A 21,932-nucleotide genomic window follows, 5' to 3' on the forward strand; every position below is an offset into this window, starting at 1 on the left:
CGACAGGTATTAGTCCTTGTTATGTTAGCGGAAGTTGGCTTCCCATTACACAACTCTCATATTTGAAGTCATATTTTTTTTAATTTTTATCCGAACTTTTCTCAAACTCGTGGGTCTGACTTGTATCGCCACACGAGCCGGCGAAGTTGCAGTAATCGGATTGCATAGGAGAATCGGCTCGAATGAGCGAGCAGAGTATCGACCAGAAGTTGGTCGAACGCGTGCAGCAAGGTGATAAGCGAGCTTTCGATTTGTTGGTGCAAAAGTACCAGCATAAAGTGGCAAACCTTATTTCTCGATACGTAAAGAACCCAGCTGAGGTTCAAGATGTGGCGCAAGAAGCTTTCATCAAAGCGTACCGAGCATTAGGTAATTTCCGTGGTGAAAGTGCTTTTTATACTTGGCTGTACCGAATCGCAGTAAATAGCGCGAAGAACTATTTGGTTTCGCAGGGGCGTCGTCCGCCAGCTGCCGATGTTGATGCTCAGGATGCTGAGTTTTACGAAGGTGGCGAAGTTTTACATGAGGTGGCAACACCAGAACGTGAAGCTTTATCCGATGAAATCAGACAAGTGTTGTTCGAAGCTATTGAAAACCTGCCCGATGATCTGCGCACAGCAATTACGTTGCGTGAGCTTGAAGGTATGAGTTACGAAGAGATCGCCGGCGTGATGGATTGTCCTGTTGGGACAGTACGATCACGAATATTCCGAGCGAGAGAAACAATTGACAAGCGGCTGCAACCGCTTATTCAGCGCTAATAGATATAAGCCTCAAAAGGCACGGTGTTTAGTATGACTGACAAGTTCGAACGGGTATCTGCTCTGGTTGATGAACAGCTAGACGACAAGATGATTGATGCACTTCTGGATGATCCAGAGCTTCAACAGCAATGGGCACGTCACCACACCGTAAGTGATGCCATTCGTGGTGATGATGTTACCATTCTCTCAGCAGATTTTACTGCTCAGGTCTCAGCTGCCATTGCCGATGAACCAACTGTTTTGGCGCCCAAACCTTCTGCTGAAAAACGAGCAGTTAAGGTGCCAGGTAAAGTGGTTCGTATGTTCCGCCAAGTGGGCCAGTATGCGATTGCCGCTACTGTTGCAGCTGTTGCCATTGTTGGCGTGCAACAAACCGGTCAACAATCCGAAGAACAACCTCTACCTGTACTCAACACTAACCCTGTAATGGGCGTGAGCACCTCACCGGTGAGCTTGAATGCAACACCTGCTGGCAGCTCCAGTATGCAGTCTCAAGCAGAAACTCGACAAAGATTGATTGAACAACGACGTCGAATTAATGCATATTTCCAAGACCATGAGCTTCAAATGAGAATTCAGCAGCCGCAAGAAACTGCCCAAGCTGCTAATCAACACGATGCAAAGAGTTCAACCACTGAACAACCTCAGCAATAATCAATACTCGCTGCAGCCAATGATCGCTGCAGCGCTTTTCCTCTTTTCCTTATTGGTGTCTTTAGGTGCTCATGCCGAGCCTCCCGAAGAGCCGACCGTTTCTATCGTTGAACCCACAGAAACCATCGCGACCGTGGCGACTGCTGAAGCCTGGTTACAACGAATGGGTCAGACGTTCCAAGCGGCAAACTACTCACTCTCGGTGATACGCGTAAATCAACAGCATTTTGAGCCGATCGCTATCGAACACGGCATTGTTGATGGCGAAACATTGGTTTACGTGAATTACTTGAATGGTCCTGAGCGGGAAATCCTTCATCGCGATGGCGTGGTTACTTATTTTCAGCATGATGAACCACCTTATTCCGTTGCTGGTCAACGTGCGGTAGGGCCTATTCCGCGCGCCTTTATCACCGATGTATCGATTCTAAAACGCAGCTATCAGTTTGTGTTAGGTGGCCGTAACCGGGTTTTAGGACGCTCAGCGCAACTCATTCGAATCGAACCGAACGAAGCGGATCGTTACGCCATTTGGGTGTGGCTTGATGCCGAGCATGGCATGCTATTGCGTGCCGATATTGTGTCCCCAAGCGGTGAGCCATTGGAGCATATTCAAGTTGTTTCAATGCAGTATTCAGAAACACCAAGCGCGGTGGTTCAACAATTAGCAGCCCTTGATTTACCTGCGCCGGTGCCCTTGATGGAATCGCAGCAGGTTAGCGGTAATGGCCGAATTCGCTGGGTAACGGGGTATCTGCCCGAAGGTTTTGAATTGATTGGCCGTGATCGTCATCGCCTTGGTGTGACCAAAGACCTTGTTGATTACCAACTCTACAGCGACGGCATCAGCTCTGTATCTGTTTATGTCGGCTCTGCGGCTGATGAAAAGCCGGGTCAAGCTGGCGTCAGTAAAGGTGCGACTCATTTGGTGACGGTAGCCAAAGATGGCGTTGAAGTTGCTGTGATTGGCAAATTACCTATTGAAACCATTACTCGCATTGTTGAGAGCGTGCACCCCGTTGTGGCCAATAGCTCATTACCGGGTAAGGCCCCGTGATAGAAACCGTTGCCACTGTTGTTGCGGTCAACCAGGGTACTATCACTGTGGAAGCTTTGCGGCGCAGTAGCTGCGATCAATGTGCTGACAAAGACTGTGGCAACGGGCAAGTAAACCGAGCGTTGTCGAATCGCTATCACCGTTTGTCGTTACCATTCGATGAGCCAGTCGCCATCGGCCAACAAGTTATTGTGGCGTTGCCTGAGCAAGGTTTGCTCACGGCAGCGGGCTTAATGTTTGTGGTGCCACTGCTCGCTATTTTGATTGGCGCCGGTATTGGCCAATGGTTATTGGTGGAATTACTCGCGCAACATGAGCTTTGGGTGGTAGTGCTGGCTGCGAGTGCCGGTGTCGCGGGCTTTACAATAGCTCGCTGGTGGCATCGTAAAATTCAGTCTCATCAATGGTTTGAACCTCACATTAAACGGCTTCACCATACAATTACAGCAACAGAAGTTAGCAGCTAACGCTGAAAGTCCTACAATCCTAGTCTCAACGGCTTATTTTAAGTACAATCTCCGCCCTTAGAATTAACTCTAGCTAGGCAGTTCAGACCCAATGAAGCAAACGCATATTCGTAATTTCTCGATCATCGCCCACATCGATCATGGTAAGTCGACGCTTTCCGATCGCTTGATTCAGCATTGTGGCGGTTTAAGTGATCGTGAAATGGCCTCACAGGTACTGGATTCCATGGATTTGGAGCGCGAACGGGGTATCACCATTAAAGCCCAGTCGGTTACTCTGAATTACACGGCTAAAGACGGTGAAACCTACCAGCTCAACTTCATTGATACTCCAGGCCACGTTGACTTTTCTTATGAAGTGTCGCGTTCACTAGCAGCCTGTGAAGGCGCGCTGCTGGTGGTCGATGCCGGCCAAGGCGTTGAAGCACAAACCCTCGCCAACTGTTACACCGCCATTGAAATGGATTTGGAAGTGGTGCCAATCCTTAACAAGATTGACTTGCCGCAGGCCGATCCGGATCGCGTTGCCGAAGAAATCGAAGATATTGTCGGTATCGACGCCATTGATGCGGTGCGTTGTTCCGCTAAGACTGGTATTGGTATTGAAGATGTATTAGAGCGTATTGTGCAGTCTATTCCTGCGCCTGAAGGCCATGAAGAGCAAGCAACACAGGCTTTGATCATCGACTCGTGGTTTGATTCCTACTTAGGCGTTGTGTCCTTGGTTCGCGTTAAAAACGGCGAGCTGAAAAAGGGCGATAAAATTCGCGTTAAGAGTACTGGCCAAGACTGGGGTATTGACCGCATTGGTATTTTTACGCCGAAACAAACCGATACCGGTGTGTTGCGTACCGGCGAAGTTGGCTGGGTTGTCTGTGGCATGAAAGAAATTTTGGGCGCGCCAGTTGGCGATACCCTGACCCTGACTCGCAATCCATGTGAGACCGCTTTGCCTGGTTTCCAAAAAGTGAAGCCGCAGGTATACGCAGGTTTGTTCCCTATTAGCTCCGATGATTACGAAGCGTTCCGAGATGCGCTGGCAAAATTAAGCCTTAACGATGCCTCGCTGTTCTACGAACCAGAAAGCTCAGCTGCATTGGGCTTTGGTTTTCGTTGTGGTTTCCTCGGTATGCTGCATATGGAAATCATCCAAGAACGCTTGGAGCGCGAGTACGATCTTGAACTGATTACCACGGCGCCAACGGTTGTTTATCAAGTTGTGGTGAATGATGGTTCTGTCGAAATGGTTGATAGTCCAGCCAAACTGCCACCCATTAACAACATCGAGGAAATCCGAGAGCCGATTGCTGACGTCAATATTCTTGTACCACAAGAACATTTGGGCAACGTGATTACTTTGTGCGTGGAAAAACGGGGCGTGCAAACCAATATGAGTTACCACGGTAACCAAGTCTCATTGAATTACGACATTCCAATGGGCGAAGTGGTCTTGGATTTCTTTGACCGACTGAAATCAACCAGTCGTGGTTATGCATCACTTGATTACAATTTTAAACATTTTCAAGAAGCGAAAATGGTTAGAGTGGATATTCTGATCAATGGTGATCGGGTTGATGCGTTAGCAATCATCTGTCATGCCGATAGCGCACAAAGCCGTGGACGAGCAGTGGTGGAAAAAATGCGCGAGCTGATCCCGCGTCAAATGTTTGATGTGGCAATTCAAGCTGCGATTGGCAACCACGTCATTGCCCGCTCGACGGTGAAGCAAATGCGTAAGAACGTGATTGCTAAATGTTATGGTGGTGACATCAGTCGTAAGAAAAAACTACTGGCGAAACAGAAAGAAGGTAAGAAGCGCATGAAGCAGGTCGGCAATGTAGAAGTGCCGCAAGAAGCGTTTCTGGCAATCCTTAAAGTTGACGGTAAATAGGGACATTCATGGCCACATATTTTTCACAGATCTTGTTCTTCCTGACTTTATTCAGCGGCATTATCTATGCGCTGGAACGTTGGGTTTGGAGTAAAAAGCGTGCTGAAGCTTTAGCGACCGGCGACGCCCATACCGAAACGGGTCTGCCCGATGATGCCAAAGCCAAGCTGACTGAAATACCGGGCTGGATTGACACCGCGGTATCGGTTTTCCCTGTGTTGGCTTTCGTGCTGATCTTGCGTTCATTCATTTATGAGCCGTTTCAAATCCCATCAGGCTCGATGATGCCGACCTTGCTCAAAGGCGACTTCATTCTGGTTGAAAAATTTGCCTATGGCCTCCGTGAGCCACTATTACGCAAAGAACTCGTGGAAACTGGTCGCCCTCAACGTGGCGACGTCATCGTCTTTAAGTATCCCGAGTCACCGAACGTTGATTACATCAAACGTGTTGTTGGACTCCCTGGTGATTCGATTATTTATCGTGATAAGCAGCTTTACGTTAAACCTGCTTGTGAAGGGGCTAAGTGTTCTGGCTACACGCCGGTTGAGATGACCGGCCAGGCCAAAAGCCAATACTTCCAAGGGCCATTCCCGTTGATCCAAGGGCACTCACAGCTTGGTGATGCGAGTCATGAGTTGTTGGTTAACCCGGCTATTCCTGATCGCATTACTGAATACTTTACTCAACCGGGCACTCAATCAGATGAGTGGAAAGTTCCAGCCAATTCATACTTTGTACTGGGTGATAACCGCGATAATTCCCGCGATAGTCGTTTCTGGGGATTTGTGCCGGAAGACTACTTGGTGGGCAAAGCCGTGTTCATCTGGATGAGCTTTGAATTTGAACGCAGCGAAGACTCTTGGTTGCCAGGTTGGATCCCAACAGGCGTTCGCTTCGAACGTTTAGGAAGCATTGAATAATGGCGTTAAACGCCGTCAACATCACCCGACTACAAACGATAGTCGGGCATCAATTCGCCGAGCCGTCGTTATTAGAGCAAGCGCTTACTCACCGTAGTGCTGCTGCAATACATAATGAGCGGCTTGAATTTTTAGGCGATGCCGTACTGGGCGTGGTGATAGCCGAAGCCCTTTATCATGCTTTTCCTGAACAAGATGAAGGCGATTTGAGTCGCATGCGCGCAACCTTAGTTCGTGGTCAAACACTGGCCGAGTTGGCGCAAGATTTTGGTTTGGGCGATTACCTCAAACTAGGGCCGGGTGAACTTAAAAGTGGCGGTTTCCGTCGCGAGTCCATTCTCGCCGATTCGGTTGAAGCTATTATCGGTGCGGTGTTTTTAGACGCCGGTATTGATGTGGCCAAAGCCATGGTGCTGAGCTGGTATCAACCGCGTTTAGCCAACATATCGCCAGGCAACAACCAGAAAGATCCGAAAACGCGTCTACAAGAACATTTGCAAGCGCACAAACTCGCGTTGCCAACGTATCTGGTAACCAACACCACGGGGCAGGCGCACAAACAAACCTTCACCGTTAGTTGCACCATTGAAGACGCTGAGCCTGTGATTGCACAGGGTTCTAGCCGTCGTAAAGCAGAGCAAGCAGCCGCCGAACAAGTGCTGCAAAGGTTATTAACCAATGACTAAACAGCAAGCAAACGGTCAACGCGCCGCCATGGTGGCAATCGTTGGGCGGCCAAACGTTGGTAAATCAACGTTGTTAAATCAAATTCTCGGCCAAAAAATCAGTATCACATCGAAGAAGCCACAAACTACTCGTCACCGTATTACCGGCATTTATACCGAAGGTAATGATCAGGTGGTGTTTGTTGATACGCCGGGTTTGCACAAAGAAGAGAAGCGCGCCATTAACCGATTAATGAATCGTGCGGCGTCTTCTAGCATGACCGATATCGAAACTGTGATCTTTTTATGCGATAGCGATCAATGGACCGATGATGATGACATGGTGGTGGAAAAGCTCAAACGCTTACCGCAGCGTGTACAAGTTATTGCCGCGATTAACAAAGCCGATCAATTTAAAGATAAGGCGCAGTTGTTACCAATATTGCAGCGCCTATCAAGCCGTATGGAATTCGATCACATCATGCCGATCTCAGCAGAGAAAGGTGACAATGTTGATGCCTTGATGAAAATCATTATGGCCGATCTGCCGCCGTGTGAGCACTTCTTCCCAGAAGATTATGTGACCGACCGTTCTCAGCGTTTTATGGCGGCCGAAATTGTTCGCGAAAAGCTCATGCGGTTTACGGGTGACGAACTGCCGTACAGTGTCACCGTTGAAATCGAACGTTTTGTGGTGAATGAAAAAGGCATTGCTGAGCTTAATGCGTTGGTATTGGTCGAGCGCGATTCACAAAAACGCATGGTGATTGGCAAAGGCGGAGAGAAGCTTAAAACCATTGGCCGAGAAGCTCGCCTCGATATGGAAGACTTGTTCCAGCAAAAAGTATTTTTGCAAATTTGGGTGAAAACCAAAAGTGGTTGGGCCGATGATGAACGCGCCTTGCGCAGCTTAGGATATGGCGAGGACTAGGGCACAACTTGAGCCCGCCTATCTGCTGAGTCGGCGACCTTATCGAGAAGACTCGGCACTTATCGACGTGCTAACCCAGCACCATGGTTTGTTGCGTTTAGTTGCTCGAGGTTTGCGCCGTAAGCGACAGCCCCTAGCAGCTATTCTTCAGCCGTTTACGCCGTTGCTGTTGAGCTGGCAAGCCAAGTCAGAACTTGGTCAGTTACAGGCGGCAGAAACGGCTAGCGCGTCATTTCAACTGCAGGGCGACCAAACCTTAGCTGGCTTTTATTTGAATGAATTAGTGAGCCGCTTGTTAGAGCCGATGGAAGCGGCCGAGCCAGTCTTTGCATACTACGCGCAAGCGATTGATTGTTTAGCCGATCCGCAACAACGTTTAGAGCCAACGCTTCGCCGATTTGAGCATGAACTACTCAACCATCTTGGTTATGGTTTGAATGATTTGGCCCAAATAGATCCAGATGCTTATTATCAATGGGATCCGCAACAAGGGTTATTGCAAACGGAATATCCGAGCTCGATTTTAGGCTGGCATCTACAACATATTGAACAGGCAGATTATCAGCTGCCTGAGGTGGCAAAAGCTGCCAAAATATTAATCCGGCAGCGGCTCGAGCCGTTACTGGCAGGGCGGCCCCTGAAGAGTCGTCAGGTTTGGTTACAAATGAAAAGAGGCAAGGTGTGAAACAAATTTACTTGGGTGTAAACATCGATCACGTCGCTACATTACGACAAGTCCGTAAAGCTGTTTATCCCGATACCGTTCATGCAGCCAGTTTGGCTGAGCAAGCTGGTGCCGATGGTATTACCATTCATTTGCGTGAAGATCGTCGCCACATCCAAGACCGCGATGTTGAAATTCTTGCTCATACCATTAAAACCCGTATGAATCTGGAAATGGCAGCAACCGATGAAATGGTGGCTATTGCTCGCCGTATTAAACCGGAATTTGTTTGTGTCGTGCCGGAGAAACGCGAGGAGCTGACCACCGAAGGCGGTCTCGACGTCGTTGGTAATCAAGCCCGTATTGCTGAGGTTGTGGCACAACTCGCCGATGTTGGTATTAAAGTCTCATTATTTATTGATGCTGAGCCCGATCAAATTGAAGCGGCAAAAGCGGTTGGAGCGCCTTATATCGAATTACACACAGGCGCTTATGCGGACGCCGAAGATGATCAAGCACAATTGCTTGAGCTAACCAAAATTCAGGCCGGAGCAGAGTTTGCCGACGGTTTGGGAATCAAGGTGAATGCAGGTCATGGTTTGCATTATCACAACGTCGCGCCAATTGCCGCGATCCCGCAAATTGAAGAGCTGAATATTGGACACTCGATTGTTGCCCGCGCGGTTTATTCCGGTTTGCCAGAAGCCGTAGCAACGATGAAAAAACTGATGGTTGAAGCACGTACTCAGGTGAGCATCGACGGCTCACTGGAGTTTTAAGACCTACCTCATGGCTATTGTTGGGATTGGTAATGACTTAGTCGAAATTGCTCGTATAGAGCAGGTTCTGGCGCGCACACCTGAGCGCTTTGCTGCGCGCATCTTAACGGCGTCTGAGCTAAGTCAATTCCAACAACACAAACAGCCCGCCCGCTTTTTAGCAAAACGCTTTGCGGCTAAAGAAGCCGCGGCCAAGGCAATTGGCACTGGCATTGCTGCGGGTGTGACCTTTCAAGATTTTGAAGTGACCAACGACGCCGCTGGACGCCCGCTATTGAGTCTTTCGGGGCAAGCAAAAACGCTAGCGAACCAACGTGGGGTTAGCGCGTGTTGGTTAAGTTTGTCAGATGAACGCCACTACGCGTTGGCAACGGTGGTGCTTGAGTCGGTTAGCCCCGGGGGCGGAGAATCGATCAACTGAGTTAGTAAGTCGAACATTTCGAAGTACTCCGGCTCAACCTCCTCTAATGAATACTGCTGTTTTAGAATTCCCTCGACAGCAGCCACAATCGCCTTCAACTTTGGTACCCCGGCATAGCAACATGCGCCATGTAAGCGGTGCACTTGGGCGGCTAGCTCTTTCTTATCTTTTGCTTGCCATGCCTGTTCTATCGCTCGACGTGATTGAGGCAGTGATTCAATTAGTAGAGCCAACATGTCTTTTGCTAAATCTTCACGGCCACCGGCTTGTGCTAGCGCTTGTTGCCAGTCAATCAGCGGGTGTTGTAGCTCTTGGGGTTGTTGATTTTGATGTTTAAATTTATGCCAGTGTTGAAGAATATTATCGAGTAAATTCTCTTCGATTGGCTTGGTCAGGTAGTCGTCCATGCCGCTGGCGAGCAAGTTGGCTTTTTCTTCTGGTAGCGCGTGGGCCGTCACCGCAACCACAGGCGTTTGTTTATTGGCGTCGCTCTCGCGAATTGTTGTTGTGGCTGTGACGCCATCAATATTGGGCATCTGAATGTCCATAAAAATGATATCGAAGGATTCTGTTTCAGCCATAGCGATGGCTTGCTCACCATTATTGGCCATGGCCACTTGCGCTACTTTCTCCTTCAATAACGTCACAATCAGCTTGAGGTTAGCGGCATTGTCATCCACAGCGAGCACTTTCAATGGCATTTTTTCAGGCTCTTTTGGCTGACTGATTTGCGCTGGGTACGTTGCCGTTGTACGCGTCATCCGCTGCATTGAGTCGAGCATACGGTTACTCACAATGGGTTTGCGCAGATGACTGATAAACATGCCTTCAAATGTGTCTAAATGGCCAATTTCATGCTGGCTGGAAACCGCAGACATTAGTACCGCGTGGCGCGTGATCCGGCTTAAATAAGCCAATTGCTGTTGCAGCTCATGGGCATCGAATTCATCGACGGCCAGCATCACGTAGTCGTATTTTACTTGCCGTTGAATAAGAGACTGCCATTGCTGCTTGCTACGACATGGTGTGACGTTCATGAGCCAATCGTGCATTGGCGTTTCAATACTCTCTAAAGCATGGGGCTGCGGTTCGTAAACCAGAGCCGTTTTGCTGGCCAGCATTTCTGATTGACTGTGATCGCCCAACGCAATCGGGCTTAAGCGGCAGCAGAACGTACACCAAAAGTAAGCGCCTTTGTTGAGTTCACTTTCAAGGCCAATGTCGCCACCCATTTCTGCCAACAAGCGTTTGGTGATCACCAAGCCTAAACCTGTACCACCAAAGCGGCGCGAAATGCTGGCGTCAGCCTGTGCGAAGGCTTGGAATAGTGCTTGCTGCTGATCGTGTGAAATGCCAACGCCGCTGTCACGTACTTCGAGCTTGAGGAATATGTTGTCGCCTCGCAATTGCTCTACGCTAATGCGAATGACCACGCTGCCTTGCTCGGTAAATTTAATGGCATTACCCACCAAATTGGTGACTACTTGCTTGATACGAAGTGCGTCACCAAGTAAATCATCCGGAACTTTATCATCGATGATAAAGGCGAAATCCAACCCTTTATGGTGTGCTGTTGGCGCGAGTAACTGCATTACTTCATCAACCGCATCACGCAAAATAAACGGCACTTGCTCTAATGTGAGTTTGCCGGCTTCAAGCTTGGATAAATCGAGAATGTCATTGATGATGCCCAGTAAGTTTTTGGCCGAGTTATCAATGGTCATTACCTGATCAAATTGCGAGCTGGTGAGTGATGTTTTCAATAATTGGCGAGAAAATCCGAGTACACCATTGAGCGGAGTACGCAGCTCGTGGCTCATATTGGCAAGGAATTCGGTTTTGACCCGAGCCGCTTCCTGTGCCCGACGTTTAGCCAAGTCGAGCTCAACGTTTTGAATTTCAATTTGTTCTAAGGTTTGGCGCAAATCACCGGTGGCCTGCTCAACGTTACTTTGCATTTCCAGGTGATACTCAGAAATAGATTTGGCCATGGCGTTAATGCCATTTTTCAGATCATCGAGCTCGCCAATATGTTGGCCTTCTAACCGAGTTTCCAGTTTACCTTTGCGAATATCATCAATGGCTTTCACCATTTCGCTAATGGGTTTGGTCACTTTGCGCACCAACCGAATGGTGAACAGTAAACAAGCCGCAATGCCAAGCAGCACAATTAAAAAGGTATAAAACGCAGCTCGGTGTTGGTCGAGCGTTGCCGCCGAGCGGTCGAGCTGAACAACCAAGTAGCCTAGTGGCGCAGGTGGCTGGCCAATATTCTGTTGCGCAGAACTTAAGATAGGTGCGCGCAATGTGACGCTGGTGCGGCCATAACTGACGTCGGTGCCTTCCGGAATCGCTTGGCCGGGCTTTAGCCGAAAGGAATCAAACTGACGATGAAAATTTGAAGTGACAAAGACTTCATGATCGGGAGTAAAGACGGTTATGGCGCGAATCGCAGGCGTATGTTTGCGGTGAGTAACACTCAGTAATCGCATTAACCGCTCACGATCATTGCTCACCAAGCCTTGTTCCGCGGCAATCGTCAGGGGCTCAACGATATTGGCGCCTTCTTCAACCAATTGTCGCTCAAGTTGCTCAAAGCGAGAGACGGTAAAGTAGCTGCCGAGCAACAAGCTGACCAACACCGTAGGTGCCAGTGACAGTAAGATTACCCAAGTGCGCAGGCCGTACTTTGTCATGGAGTTGGTTTGTGGGACAATTCGTGAAAATGATGAGGGCTATAATGACACAGCTATCTTCGTTTGCACAATTTGTGCCCCCATTCTGTCTTTTTGCTCACTGCTGGTAACTATGGCCAACTTTTTTACTCCTAAGAAAACACAAACGAACAAACTTTTTCAATGTCACCTCAATGAGTTAGATAGTCATGCTCAAGGCGTTGGTCACTGGCAGAATCGGGTGGTGTTTGTTGCCGGAGGCCTACCCGGTGAACGAGTGCAGGTGCAAGCGAAGGTGCCGTCAAAGGGGCCAATAAAAGCCGTCGTTAAAAATATATCTCAGCCATCAGAGTATCGAGCGGAGCCGGTTTGTCGCCATTATGGTCACTGTGGTGGTTGCCGTTTGCAACACGCAAAGGCTAAACAGCAAATCATCTTCAAGCAGCAATCACTGCAACGTATGCTGGCAAAGCGCCAGATTGAAATTGATGACTGGGCGCCACCAATTACCAGTGATCACGATTTGGGCTACCGAATTAAAGCTCGTTTAGCGGTCGACGCTCGTAAGCAAATCAAATTGGGGTTTCGCCATGTTGAACGGCAGTCTGTGGTGGCCATCAATCAGTGTCCGATCTTGCATCCAAAACTTGAACAATTGCTTAACCCATTGACCGAACTGATCGGAGCGCTGCAAGACCGAACGGCTATTGGTCATGTAGAGCTACTGCTGAACGACCAACATCCGGCAATTTGGTTGCATCGCAAAGGCGAGTGGGCCGAGCAAGACTGGCAGCAGATTGAACAGTGGTGTGAAGCGCACCAAGTGCAATGGCTAGCCGATGATAGTGAGCTGAGTTACTTATTGGCAGATTTTGATGTCACCATCGGTTATCGCCGCAGCCATTTTATTCAAAGCAATCGTGCTGTGAACCAACGGATGGTGGCGCAAGCGATTGAATGGCTTGCGCTTGATGGCTCGGAAACCGTATTGGATTTGTTTTGTGGGGCGGGTAATTTCAGCTTACCGCTGGCAAAACGGGCTAACCAGGTGATGGGTGTTGAAGGTGTGGCGGCCATGGTACTGCAAGCGACTAAAAATGCCGCGAGCAACAAAATGACCAATGCCAAATTCTATCACGCCGACTTAAGTGAACGATTCGATCAACAAGCTTGGTGGCAGCCGGTTGATGTGGTGTTGCTCGACCCTGCCCGAGCTGGTGCCGAACAAGTTGTCACGCAGCTCCATCACAGTGGCGCGAGTAAGGTTCTTTATGTCAGTTGTAATCCGGCAACCTTGGTGCGAGATGCTGCCATTCTTAACCAGCATGGTTATCTAGCTGAAAAAGCCGGTGTGATGGATATGTTTCCGCACACCCACCACCTTGAATCCATGATCTTGTTCAGTAAGAATTAGAGGCTCGGCTCGAGCCTTCTGTTTTTTATCGATTCACACGAGTCGCCGTTTATATCCGAGGGAGTTTCACATGGTTTCGGTGCGTCAGGCACACCAACAGAGCATCGTTTCCACTGCCGAATGGTTGGCAGGGTTGCCGCTGGCCAACAATGCCCAAGTTCAGCGTTTAGGCGAGGTATATCAGCTTATTTCTGAACAGTCTGGTGTTAGCCATGACAGTGACTTGCTCCGCCAAGGGCGAGAGATGGTCGAGATTCTGTTGTCCCTCAATATGGATATCGACACCTTGTTGGCTGCCATGATGGTGCCACTGGTCCAAGCTAACGTCATCGAACGGCAATCTATCGAAGAACATTTCGGCGCTGATATTAATAGCCTGATTCAGCACGTCGACACCATGGATGCCATTAGTACCCTGCATAACCAGAGCGAAAGTGCTTCGCCCGCGCAAGTCGACAAGCTGCGCCGTATGTTGCTAGCCATGGCTGAAGATGTGCGCGCTGTGGTGATCAAGCTCGCCTCGCAAATCTGCTATTTACGATCCGTTAAAAATGCTGATGAAGACACCAGGGTCATGGTGGCTCGGCAAACCTCAACCATTTATGCGCCGCTGGCGAACCGCTTGGGAATAGGCCAACTCAAGTGGGAGCTTGAAGACTACGCCTTTCGTTACCAGCATCCTGAAACGTACAAGCAAATTGCCAAGCAACTGAAAGAGAAGCGGCTTGACCGTGAGCGCTACATTACCGAGTTTGTTTCAGCGCTAGAGCAAGCGCTGGAAAAAGAAGGCATCAGCGCTGATGTTCAGGGGCGACCAAAGCATATCTACAGCATTTGGAAAAAAATGCAGCGCAAGCATTTAACGTTTGATCGCCTATTTGATGTTCGCGCGGTACGGATCCTGACCGATGAACTGCAAGACTGTTATGGCGCACTGGGTGTAGTACATACCAACTGGAAGCACCTGGCGAAAGAGTTTGATGATTATGTGGCCACGCCAAAGCCCAATGGTTATCGCTCGATTCATACGGTTGTGATTGGCCCTGAAGGCAAGAATGTTGAAATTCAAATTCGTACCCACGACATGCACGAAGACTCAGAGCTAGGTGTAGCAGCACACTGGAAATATAAAGAAGGTGGCGCCGCCGGCAGCAAATATGAAGAGCGAATCGCTTGGCTAAGGAAAATTCTCGCCTGGCAAGATGATGTTGCCGAAAGTGGTGATTTGGCAGAAGAGCTGCGTAATCAAGTGGTGGAAGACCGGGTTTATGTGTTTACCCCCAATGGTGATGTTGTTGACCTGCCGGCAGGCTCTACGCCCCTTGATTTTGCCTATTATGTGCATTCGCAAGTCGGTAATCGCTGCATTGGCGCTAAGGTTGACGGTCGCATAGTACCGTTTACTTATCAGCTGCAAAGTGGAGACCGAGTTGAAATTCTAACGGCCAAAAATGGCAAGCCTAGCCGGGACTGGCTCAACCCTAACATGGGCTACATTAATTCCGCCCGTGCTCGCGCCAAGGTCCAACATTGGTTTAAGTTGCAAGACAAAGACTCCAACCTGCAAGCGGGTAAAGAACTGTTAGAAGCTGAGCTGGCCAAGGTCAATATCGATTCCAAGCACATTGATCTCGCGGTGAAGCGGTTCAATGTCAATAAAGTTGAAGATTTACAAGCGGCCATTGGTGGAGGCGACATTCGCCTCAACCAGGTGATCAACTTTTTGCAAAGCCAGCTCCACAAACCCAGTGATGAAGAGCTAGCCGAGCGGCTCATTAAACGCACCAACCATACCGCTAAAAAACCAAGTAAAGATGCGGTGGTGGTTGATGGTGTTGGAAATTTGATGACTAACATTGCCCGTTGCTGTCAGCCCGTACCTGGCGACGCCATTGGTGGTTACATTACCCAAGGGCGGGGGATTTCGGTTCACCGCAATGACTGCGAACAATTTCATGACTTGCTCGAAGCCCATCCTGAGCGAGTGATTGATGTGCGCTGGGGCGAAAACTACTCCGGTGGCTATGCCATTACGATTCGCATTGTGGCGATGGATCGCAGCGGCTTACTTCGCGACATTACAACCTTGCTGGCCAATGAAAAAATTAACGTGATGGGCATGAAAACGCGCTCTAACGCAACGGATCAAACGGCTATCATCGACATGGATGTGGAAATCTACAACCTCGATACGGTGTCGCGCATCTTGACGCGTATTGGCCAACTCAACGGCGTGGTAGAAACACGGCGACTGTAAAAACGGAGAACACCGTGAGTCAACCTAGCTCAATTCAACAATTGCTCGACATCATGGCCAAGCTGCGTGATCCCAACGGTGGTTGCCCTTGGGATATCAAACAAGACTTCGACAGCATTGTGCCGTACACCATTGAAGAAGCCTACGAAGTGGCTGATGCTATCGAGCAGCGTGACTTTGACGAATTGCGCCTAGAACTCGGCGATTTGCTGTTACAAGTGGTATTTCATGCGCAGATGGCCAAAGAGCAGCAGTTATTCGATTTTAATGATGTGGTGGCAGGCATTAATGAAAAATTGATCCGCCGTCACCCTCATGTTTTCGGCGCCAAAGAGTTTGCTGATGAGGCCGCGGTACACGCCAATTGGGAAGCTGAAAAACAAAAAGAGCGGGCTGCCAAAGGCGGCAACGATCAGCAAGAAAAATTACTCGATTCAGTAACCTTAGGCTTACCAGCGTTAAGCCGAGCTCATAAGCTGCAGAAAAAAGCCTCAAAAGTCGGTTTTGATTGGCCAACACCAGAGCCGGTATTTGAAAAAATCAAAGAGGAGGTCGACGAAGTTGCTGACGAGCTTGCCGCGACGCCGATCGACCAATCAAAGCTCGAAGCTGAAATTGGCGATTTACTGTTTGCGGTGGTGAATTTAGCGCGCCATCACCAAATTGATCCTGAACACGCGCTGCGTGTCAGCAACCGAAGCTTCGAGCAGCGCTTTGGTTTTATTGAACAAACCCTAACTGCCGAAGGACGCTCATTTGAGGATAGTAGCTTGGCTGAGATGGATGCGTTATGGCGAGAAGCGAAAAGGCACTTTAAAAACAAATAAAACTGGCATCTAGCAATCAATCCCACCGTGCTGAAATTCAGCTAATGCATCTGCTTGGACTTGTCGTCTTAGAGGCTAAAGACCGACTGACGCGAACTGGCTTAGTGAACCTGATATCTCAACAGCACTTCATTATCCAGTACGACATTTGTAGACCAAATAAAGCTTGCTCCGGCGCCACTGAATTTTTCAATAAAATTCATATAAGCTTTTTTGTTATTTACACCAATCTCATCTTCTGAATACAAGGTTGCTTGCGGCCAAGCGGTTGAATCAAACTCCTTAGCCATCCAATTCGTTGGTGTTTGCCAATGAGCGGCGTAAGCATTTTGGCCATCATTATTGGCGTCAGTCGTACAGGTATTAGAGAGGCGTTGACCGTCAACTTCACTGAGACAAGTCAGATCATAAATAGGCGCGGTGTAAAATGTTTGAGCTTGCCAGTCTGCGCTAGTTACGGTTCCATCACTGAAACTAGCAATAAAACCGCCGTCTCCGGGGTGATAAGTTTTTCCGCGATTATTTTCTGTGCCTACACCTAAGTTCTCTTCCCAATCAACTACTTTTACAGCAATTGTATAAGGCTTATTAACGACAAACTTTACGATACTAGAATTGAATGGTGTAAACGGCACGCTATCAACAGCGATGAGGGTTCCGTTGATATACAGCTCAAAATAGTTATCGGCAAAAATATACCCCGTTATTTCTTCACCATTGGGATCAATCACTGCGACAGGCACCGAGGCTTCGTCGACATCATCAATGTTGGTTGGGATCATGTTTGCGCACTTTTCGTATAAGTCCATTGCCTTCGGTGCGGTAGCAAAGTGGTTTTTAGCCGGAACAGTCCAAACCTTCCCTTCTAAGTCTGTAATTTCACCAATACCAGCAACTCGGCTACGCCCATTTTGACACTCAAAAAGATTCGTTTGCACGGATTGAGCAAGGCCTTGTGTGATTCTTGCTGAACCGCTGTAATTGCTGATGTCACGACTAGCCGGCATGTTCTTCGATGGCGAGCACCCCACCATCAATGCGATTAGTGGTGACAGGGAGATGAGTTGAATTTTTGAGACCATCATTGATTAGATATCCACGGTAGAAAATCGTATTGGTATCGTTCATGTAGCACAGCAATTATTGAATTAATCCCCCGAACGATAGTTCTTCGGTGGCATGGTTGGTACTCGGCCCATTGCCAGATCGTTTAGCATGCGCCAGCTAAACAAACGAATTAATAATCCGCCCCTTACGCTCGTCTTCTTCCTTTTTAAGCTCAATCAAAATGTCGCGTTGGGTTGCACTTTGAGCCTGCTCGCTGGTCACCTGGGCAAAATCGGCGTCTTCAATTCGGCTTCTAGCAGCCGACTGCGTTTCAACTTGAACTTGGTATGTTGATACTTGGCTGGTCAGTCCGTTAGATTCTGCGCCTAACTGTGCGGCAGTGGCATTCAACTCGTCAAAAGCACCCGTAATGGCGGCTAAATTGTCATCTACCGAGCCCGATGCGTCGAGCGAGGGTAGCAATTGCTCGGAGCCAAGTACTTCGCCGGCAGTCTCATTTACTGAAGCAACAATGGCGTTCAATTCGGGTTGAATAACACTACTGTCATAGAGCGGGTTGCCACTTTGAATAACCAGTTCTTGGGCGCGCAGTACATCGTTACTTAGCCCTTCAACGTAAGCTTCTGCTGTGTTATTGAGGTTGATTTGATCTTGAGCGTTTTGACTGAGTTGGTCAGATTGCTGAATTGCACTGGTGAGGCGGTTGGCAACCTGTAGGCCAGCCGCATCATCGGCTGCGCTATTAATGCGTTTGCCAGCACTCAATTGCTGTTGTTGCTCTTCTTGCTGTTGTTGCAAGCGATTCAATAAGATGGCTTGGTTACTGGACTGAATTGTATTCATCAACCGACCTCCTAGAACTGCGTCAGTAACCTTTAATTATACCGTTTAAAATTTGACCTGCTAAACAGTATTTATCATTACTCAACAATTAAGTCGTCAGCCCAGATGAATTGACTACACTAATTTTCGTTTGTAATTGAGACTTATTTTTTCGCTAGGGCATTGGTTGGTATTGGGGTTTATGCTTTGTATTCTGCTACGTTTGGCACTGGCCCGACGTGTGGTTAATAGCTAACTCGTTGATGTGGGTCATGCTCTAGTAATTCGAAAACTGTGATCTCAGTTTGTTTCGAGGTGGGGTGGCTGATATACTGTCGCCCCGTCTTTTGGTGATCATTTGATCACACATAATATCTATCATTCAGCTCTCAGGTTCAGCATGACGACTCGTTATATATTTGTCACTGGTGGGGTAGTTTCATCCCTAGGTAAAGGTATTGCCGCAGCATCTTTAGGTGCCGTGTTAGAAGGACGGGGACTGGACGTCACCATTATGAAACTGGATCCGTATATCAACGTTGATCCAGGCACCATGAGCCCAACTCAGCACGGTGAAGTATTTGTCACCGAGGACGGAGCTGAGACCGATCTCGATTTAGGTCACTATGAACGTTTTATTCGCACCAAGACCTCAAAACGCAATAACTTCACCACTGGTAAAGTTTACGCAGAGGTACTACGCAAAGAACGTCGCGGCGATTATTTGGGTGCCACGATTCAGGTGATCCCACACATTACTAACGCTATTAAAGAGCGCGTTATTGCTGGTGGTGAAGGCCATGACGTGGCTATTGTTGAAGTGGGCGGCACCGTTGGTGATATCGAATCACTGCCGTTCTTAGAAGCAATTCGTCAGTTGGGCGTTGAACTAGGCCGTGAACGTGCCATGTTCATGCACCTGACTTTAGTACCATACTTGGCCGCAGCGGGCGAAGTGAAAACCAAGCCAACGCAGCACTCGGTAAAAGAGCTTCGTTCAATTGGTATTCAGCCAGATATTTTAATCTGTCGCTCGGATCGCACGATTCCTGCGAACGAACGTCGCAAGATTGCATTGTTCACCAACGTGGAAGAACGTGCAGTTATTTCCTTGAAAGATCTCGATAGTATTTACAAGATCCCTGCGGTGCTGAAATCGCAAGGTCTGGACGAGCTGATTTGCCGCCGTTTCCTCATTGATGTGCCTGAAGCTAATTTGGGCGAGTGGGAACAGGTTATTTTCGAAGAAGCCAATCCGGTCGGTGAAGTTACGATCGGTATGGTCGGTAAGTACATAACCTTACCTGATGCTTATAAGTCGGTGAACGAAGCGCTGAAACACGGCGGTTTGAAAAATCGTTTGAATGTGACCATTAAGTACATCGACTCGCAAGATCTTGAAAGTAAAGGCGAAGAGGTGCTCGAAGGCATCGATGCTATTTTGGTTCCCGGTGGCTTTGGTGAGCGTGGCGTAGAAGGCAAAATTGCCGCCGCTCAATATGCTCGCGAAAACAAAATTCCATATTTAGGTATTTGCCTAGGTATGCAGGTTGCCTTAATTGAATTTGCGCGCAACGTTGCGAGCCTGGAAGGCGCTCACTCAACTGAGTTTGAGCCAGAATCACCAGCTCCCGTGGTTGGTTTGATCACCGAGTGGATGGACGCAGAAGGTCGTGTGGAGCAGCGCTCTGAAAGCGGTGACTTAGGCGGCACAATGCGCCTCGGCGGCCAGCAATGCCACTTGGAAGCAAATTCAAAGGCCCGAGAATTATACGGTCACGACACAATTGTTGAGCGTCACCGTCACCGCTATGAAGTAAATAACAACTATGTTGATCAACTAAAACAAGCCGGTTTGGTGTTCTCTGGCTTAAGTGAAGACAAAAAGTTGGTTGAGATCATAGAGCTGGCCGACCATCCGTGGTTTATTGCGTGCCAGTTTCATCCGGAGTTCACGTCAACCCCGCGCGATGGCCACCCACTGTTTAGCGGTTTCGTGAAAGCTGCTGGTGAGTACCAAAAAGCAAACTAAACTGTAAACACCCAAATTCAGGGCCGTCGCAGCTCGTGGTAACAAGCGAGTTGTTCGGCGGCTTACATTTCACACATTAAATAATGGATATGAGGAATAACCATGTCTGACATCGTTAAAATCATCGGTCGTGAAATCATCGACTCTCGTGGTAACCCAACTGTTGAAGCTGAAGTTCACTTGGCTGACGGCTCTGTAGGTTTGGCTGCCGCTCCTTCTGGTGCTTCTACTGGTTCTCGCGAAGCGCTTGAACTGCGTGATGGCGACAAAAGCCGCTTCTTGGGCAAAGGCGTTCTGAAAGCTGTTGAAGCTGTGAACGGCCCAATTGCTGGTGCTTTAGTTGGTAAAGATGCCAAAGACCAAGCAACGTTAGACCAAATCATGATCGATTTGGACGGCACTGAAAACAAATCAACGTTCGGCGCAAACGCAATCTTAGCTGTATCTCTGGCTGCTGCTAAAGCTGCTGCGGCTGCTAAAGGCATGCCTCTGTACGAGCACATTGCTGAATTGAACGGCACTCCAGGCGTATTCTCTATGCCTCTACCAATGATGAACATCATCAACGGTGGTGAGCACGCTGATAACAACGTAGACATTCAAGAGTTCATGATTCAGCCAGTTGGCGCGAAAACTCTGAAAGAAGGTCTGCGCATCGGTGCAGAAGTATTCCACAACCTAGCTAAAGTTCTTAAGTCAAAAGGCATGAGCACTGCAGTTGGTGACGAAGGTGGTTTCGCTCCTAACCTAGAATCAAACGCTGCCGCACTTGCTGCGATTAAAGAAGCGGTTGAAGCTGCTGGCTACGTGCTGGGCAAAGACGTAACACTGGCTATGGACTGTGCTGCTTCTGAGTTCTACGACAAAGAAGCTGGTAACTACAACATGAAGGGCGAAGGCAAGATCTTCACTTCAGAAGAGTTCAACCACTACTTGGAAGGCCTTGTTGCTGACTACCCAATCGTTTCTATCGAAGACGGTTTGGACGAGTCTGATTGGGACGGTTTCGCACACCAAACTAAATTGTTGGGCGACAAAATCCAATTGGTTGGTGACGATTTGTTCGTAACGAACACCAAGATCCTGAAGCGTGGTATCGACAACGGTATTGCTAACTCAATCTTGATTAAATTCAACCAGATCGGTTCTTTGACTGAAACTCTGGCAGCTATCAAAATGGCGAAAGATGCTGGCTTCACTGCTGTTATCTCTCACCGTTCAGGCGAAACAGAAGACGCAACGATTGCTGACTTAGCTGTTGGTACCGCTGCTGGCCAAATCAAGACAGGTTCTATGAGCCGTTCTGACCGTGTTGCTAAGTACAACCAGCTGATTCGTATCGAAGAAGCGTTGGGTGAAAAAGCACCGTACAACGGCCTGAAAGAAGTTAAAGGTCAATAATTGACACTTTAAGCTTTAAGCTTGTTGATAAATCCTCGCTTCGGCGGGGATTTTTTTTGGCCGTAGAAAACTCAATGAGCCGTTCTGACCGTGTTGCTGCTCATACCTAACTATGGGCAACCAGCTGATTCGTATCGAAGACGCGTTGGGTGAAAAAGCACCGTACAACGGCCTGAAAGAAGTTAAAGGTCAATAATTGAAACTTTAAGCTTTTAGCTTG

19 protein-coding genes are annotated in these 21,932 nt (G+C 48.5%); 16 read left to right on the forward strand and 3 right to left on the reverse strand.

The annotated features are described in order from the left end of the window. Nucleotides 1-182 precede the first annotated feature (182 nt). The 11 genes from rpoE to acpS all read left to right on the forward strand — a co-directional run bounded on the left by rpoE (nt 183) and on the right by acpS (nt 9,216). Nucleotides 183-761 carry an RNA polymerase sigma factor RpoE gene (gene rpoE, locus K0504_RS00875; protein ID WP_220102251.1) on the forward strand — a complete coding sequence of 193 codons (579 nt, stop codon included), beginning with the start codon at nt 183-185 and terminating at the stop codon, nt 759-761. A 33-nt stretch (nt 762-794) separates the two neighbouring features. Continuing rightward, nucleotides 795-1,418 carry a sigma-E factor negative regulatory protein gene (locus K0504_RS00880; RefSeq protein ID WP_220102252.1) on the forward strand — a complete coding sequence of 208 codons (624 nt, stop codon included), beginning with the start codon at nt 795-797 and terminating at the stop codon, nt 1,416-1,418. Next, entirely contained in the window at nt 1,381-2,475 is a 1,095-nt protein-coding gene (locus K0504_RS00885; RefSeq protein ID WP_220102253.1) for a MucB/RseB C-terminal domain-containing protein, read from the forward strand. The genes K0504_RS00880 and K0504_RS00885 overlap by 38 nt, the downstream gene beginning before the upstream one ends. Then, nucleotides 2,472-2,942 carry a SoxR reducing system RseC family protein gene (locus K0504_RS00890; protein ID WP_220102254.1) on the forward strand — a complete coding sequence of 157 codons (471 nt, stop codon included), beginning with the start codon at nt 2,472-2,474 and terminating at the stop codon, nt 2,940-2,942. Before K0504_RS00885 ends, K0504_RS00890 begins: the two co-directional genes overlap by 4 nt. Before the next feature lie 91 nt (nt 2,943-3,033). Further along, nucleotides 3,034-4,833 (forward strand): translation elongation factor 4, encoded by a 1,800-nt coding sequence (gene lepA, locus K0504_RS00895; RefSeq protein ID WP_220102255.1) that lies wholly within the window; start codon nt 3,034-3,036, stop codon nt 4,831-4,833. 8 nt (nt 4,834-4,841) lie between these two features. After that, complete coding sequence (lepB, locus tag K0504_RS00900; RefSeq protein ID WP_220102256.1) at nt 4,842-5,756, forward strand: signal peptidase I; 915 nt, start codon at nt 4,842-4,844, stop codon at nt 5,754-5,756. After that, nucleotides 5,756-6,442 carry a ribonuclease III gene (gene rnc, locus K0504_RS00905; protein ID WP_220102257.1) on the forward strand — a complete coding sequence of 229 codons (687 nt, stop codon included), beginning with the start codon at nt 5,756-5,758 and terminating at the stop codon, nt 6,440-6,442. Before lepB ends, rnc begins: the two co-directional genes overlap by 1 nt. Continuing rightward, the gene (gene era / locus K0504_RS00910; RefSeq protein WP_220102258.1) at nt 6,435-7,352 is read left to right on the forward strand and encodes a GTPase Era; all 918 of its coding nucleotides are present in this window, start codon (nt 6,435-6,437) and stop codon (nt 7,350-7,352) included. The genes rnc and era overlap by 8 nt, the downstream gene beginning before the upstream one ends. After that, on the forward strand, nt 7,339-8,037 hold the full coding sequence (recO, locus tag K0504_RS00915) for a DNA repair protein RecO (protein WP_220102259.1): 699 nt from the start codon (nt 7,339-7,341) through the stop codon (nt 8,035-8,037). The genes era and recO overlap by 14 nt, the downstream gene beginning before the upstream one ends. Next, complete coding sequence (gene pdxJ / locus K0504_RS00920) at nt 8,034-8,795, forward strand: pyridoxine 5'-phosphate synthase (RefSeq protein WP_220102260.1); 762 nt, start codon at nt 8,034-8,036, stop codon at nt 8,793-8,795. Before recO ends, pdxJ begins: the two co-directional genes overlap by 4 nt. Before the next feature lie 10 nt (nt 8,796-8,805). Then, nucleotides 8,806-9,216 (forward strand): holo-ACP synthase, encoded by a 411-nt coding sequence (gene acpS, locus K0504_RS00925; protein ID WP_220102261.1) that lies wholly within the window; start codon nt 8,806-8,808, stop codon nt 9,214-9,216. On the opposite strand, the gene barA is transcribed toward acpS, so the two are convergent. Then, a complete protein-coding gene (barA, locus tag K0504_RS00930; protein WP_220102262.1) occupies nt 9,153-11,912 on the reverse strand; it encodes a two-component sensor histidine kinase BarA in 2,760 nt (919 codons plus the stop codon). The genes acpS and barA overlap by 64 nt on opposite strands. Before the next feature lie 112 nt (nt 11,913-12,024). Here barA and rlmD point away from each other — a divergent pair, with 112 nt between their 5' ends. From rlmD to mazG, 3 genes are all read left to right on the forward strand, one after another. Further along, complete coding sequence (gene rlmD / locus K0504_RS00935) at nt 12,025-13,305, forward strand: 23S rRNA (uracil(1939)-C(5))-methyltransferase RlmD (RefSeq protein ID WP_220102263.1); 1,281 nt, start codon at nt 12,025-12,027, stop codon at nt 13,303-13,305. Nucleotides 13,306-13,375: 70 nt separating this feature from the next. Further along, entirely contained in the window at nt 13,376-15,562 is a 2,187-nt protein-coding gene (gene relA / locus K0504_RS00940; RefSeq protein ID WP_220102264.1) for a GTP diphosphokinase, read from the forward strand. Nucleotides 15,563-15,576: 14 nt separating this feature from the next. Then, complete coding sequence (gene mazG / locus K0504_RS00945; protein WP_220102265.1) at nt 15,577-16,389, forward strand: nucleoside triphosphate pyrophosphohydrolase; 813 nt, start codon at nt 15,577-15,579, stop codon at nt 16,387-16,389. A 101-nt stretch (nt 16,390-16,490) separates the two neighbouring features. On the opposite strand, the gene K0504_RS00950 is transcribed toward mazG, so the two are convergent. After that, the gene (locus K0504_RS00950) at nt 16,491-17,474 is read right to left on the reverse strand and encodes a hypothetical protein (RefSeq protein WP_220102266.1); all 984 of its coding nucleotides are present in this window, start codon (nt 17,472-17,474) and stop codon (nt 16,491-16,493) included. 139 nt (nt 17,475-17,613) lie between these two features. Next, nucleotides 17,614-18,300, reverse strand: a complete 687-nt coding sequence (locus K0504_RS00955) for a flagellin (protein ID WP_220102267.1) — start codon at nt 18,298-18,300, stop codon at nt 17,614-17,616. Nucleotides 18,301-18,679: 379 nt separating this feature from the next. On the opposite strand from K0504_RS00955, the gene K0504_RS00960 reads away from it, so the two are divergent. Together K0504_RS00960 and eno are read left to right on the forward strand one after the other, a co-directional pair. Continuing rightward, entirely contained in the window at nt 18,680-20,311 is a 1,632-nt protein-coding gene (locus K0504_RS00960) for a CTP synthase (protein ID WP_220102268.1), read from the forward strand. A 102-nt stretch (nt 20,312-20,413) separates the two neighbouring features. Then, nucleotides 20,414-21,712: a phosphopyruvate hydratase gene (gene eno, locus K0504_RS00965; RefSeq protein WP_220102269.1), complete on the forward strand. Its 1,299-nt coding sequence runs from the start codon at nt 20,414-20,416 to the stop codon at nt 21,710-21,712. Nucleotides 21,713-21,932 lie beyond the last annotated feature (220 nt).

Origin of the sequence: Neiella holothuriorum (assembly GCF_019457915.1) — a bacterium.
GTDB lineage: Bacteria > Pseudomonadota > Gammaproteobacteria > Enterobacterales > Neiellaceae > Neiella > Neiella holothuriorum.